Source organism: Magnetospirillum molischianum DSM 120, assembly GCF_000294655.1.
Classification (GTDB): Bacteria; Pseudomonadota; Alphaproteobacteria; order Rhodospirillales; family Magnetospirillaceae; genus Phaeospirillum; species Phaeospirillum molischianum.
Genome location: NZ_CAHP01000017.1, coordinates 1 through 2358, shown reverse-complemented (window position 1 = coordinate 2358; position 2358 = coordinate 1). Strand labels below are relative to the sequence as shown.

Here is a 2358-nt window from a genome sequence, read left to right as displayed (position 1 = left end):
TTCCGTGAAGAGTTTCGGGCGCCGTGAGGCGTACGAAAGTCCCCGAGGAACGAACCCGCGAGGTTCGAGCACAGGCCTATGGGGATTTCGTTTTGCGGCTGATCCTGGGGGTGTCGCGACGGGCCACCGGAAGAGGTCGGGTTGGCGCGAAGAGGCCGCAACGTCCGTCTGTCATGCCACGATTCTGGTGGAAAGAGGAGCCGAAACCCCTTCTTTCGGCGGGGATTCCAGAGAATGGCCCATGCGGGATCGTCACCCGAAGCGCGGCGGTTCGAGTGCCTGGGACGGTCAAGCCATGCCGGATCATGGCGGGTTCTCCCGGTTCGGCAGTGCGCCGACAGGGGGCGCGCGGGGCTGGTGCCCCCGTTCGAAAACCTCGACGATCACCATGCGCCCGCCGCAGCAGGGGCATGGCGGAACGGCATCGACGGGGGCTTCCGCAATATCGGCGACGGTCGGCGGGGCGACGGCCAGAAGCGTGCGGATGCGTTCGAGGCTGGCCTTGCGGCAGGACGCGGCAAGCAGTCCATAATGCCGGATGCGGTGGAATCCTCGTGGGAGGACGTGCAGCAGGAACCGGCGGATGAACTCGTCAGCGGAAAGAGTCATCACGCGCAACTGGTCGGCACCGTCGCGTCGGTAGTCCTTGTAGCGAAACGTGACGTCGTTCTCGTCGAACTCGATCAAGCGGCGGTTCGAGATGGCGACGCGGTGGGTATAGCGCGCCAGATAGGCGAGCACGGCCTCGGGACCGCCGAAGGGGGGCTTGGCGTAGACAACCCAGCGCTTCTTCCGGACCGGAGCGAGATGCCGCAAGAACGCTCGCTTCTCGGCCAGATGAGCCATGGGCCCGAAGAAAGAGAGCCGGCCGTCATCGTAAAGCGCGATCAGGCGCATGAGAAACAGCCGCCGAAACAGCGCGCCCAGCACCCTGACAGGAAGAAGAAAAGCCGGACGGGACGACACCCATCGCCCGTCGGGAGCGATCCCGCCGCCGGGGACGATCATGTGCACATGGGGGTGGTGCGTCAGGGCAGACCCCCAGGTATGCAGGACGGTCGTGATGCCGATGCGCGCCCCCAGATGCTTCGGGTCCGCCGCGATCGTCAGCATTGTCTCCGATGCGGCGCGGAACAGCAGATCGTAGACTGTCGCCTTGTTGTGGAAGGCGATGTCGGCGACCTCGTCCGGCAGCGTGAAGACGACGTGGAAATAGCCCACGGGGAGCAGATCGGCTTCCCGATCCTCCAACCATTTCCGCGCGGCGGTTCCCTGGCACTTAGGGCAGTGCCGGTTACGGCAGCTGTTATAGGCGACCCGCCCATGCCCGCAGTCCTCGCAGACTTCGACGTGGCCGCCCAGTGCGGCGGTACGGCAATGCTCGATCGCCGACATGACCTTGAGCTGATGCAGGCTCAGATGCCCGGCATGGGCCGCCCGATAGGCCGGTCCGGCAGCTCGAAAAATATCGGCGACCTCGATCGAGGCCCGCACCGGCTCAGCCGTTGGGCTCGATCTGTTCGGCCTTGAACAGTGCCAGCCTGTCGAACGGACTGATCACGGCGCGCACCGTCCGTGTCGCCACCTTGGTATAGAGGGCGGTGTTCTCCAGCTTGCTATGGCCGAGAAGAACCTGGATGACCCGGATGTCGACCCCGTCTTCCAGCAGATGGGTGGCGAAGCTGTGACGGAGCGTATGCGGGCCGACCCGCTTGACGATCTCCGCCGCCTGGGCCGCTTCGACCCGGATCAGCATGCGTTCGCTGTCGATATCGCGGACCTTGAGGGCCGCCACCTCGCCGACGCGCAGGCCGGCGCCATAGGCGACCGACAAGGCCGCCTGGTGCTTGAGGCAGGTGGTTGCATTCAACAGGCGGGCGACCTCGTCCCGGCTCAAGACCATCGGCAGCTTGCGCGGATGGTGGATGCGCACCAGTCTGCGCGCCAGATCCGGCCGGTCGAGCGTGTGCGTAAACAAGAACCGGAGCGCCGAAACAATGCTGTTCATCGTCGGCACCGGCACGCCGGACTCTTGCTGGTCCACCTGGAACTGGCGGATATCCTCCGCCGTGGCCGTGCCGGGCGAGCGCCCCAGAAACGTGGCAAAGCGTCCAACATCGCGGATGTAGTCGCGCTGGGTGTCTTGCGAAAACCGGCGCATGTTCATGTCTTCGATCATGCGCTGACGCAATGGGCTGATCGGGGTGGACGGAATAGGAACGGTCATCATATGGCTCCTCACATCGAAGGAAGGAGCCAAAATGCTCGGCCAATGCCGGGCGTCACTCAACCAAAGCGCTACACTTCAGGCTCGATAGGCCCATCAAGAACGAGCACCAATCCCGCGCAGCGGGTTCG

General features: G+C 64.6%; 2 protein-coding genes. Both read right to left on the bottom strand.

Annotated elements, in window-relative coordinates; translation table 11 throughout:
* Nucleotides 1-303: 303 nt before the first annotated feature.
* On the bottom strand, nt 304-1494 hold the full coding sequence (locus PHAMO_RS07395) for an IS91 family transposase (RefSeq protein WP_002727942.1): 1191 nt from the start codon (nt 1492-1494) through the stop codon (nt 304-306).
* A 4-nt stretch (nt 1495-1498) separates the two neighbouring features.
* Nucleotides 1499-2230: a tyrosine-type recombinase/integrase gene (locus PHAMO_RS07390; RefSeq protein WP_235720810.1), complete on the bottom strand. Its 732-nt coding sequence runs from the start codon at nt 2228-2230 to the stop codon at nt 1499-1501.
* Nucleotides 2231-2358 lie beyond the last annotated feature (128 nt).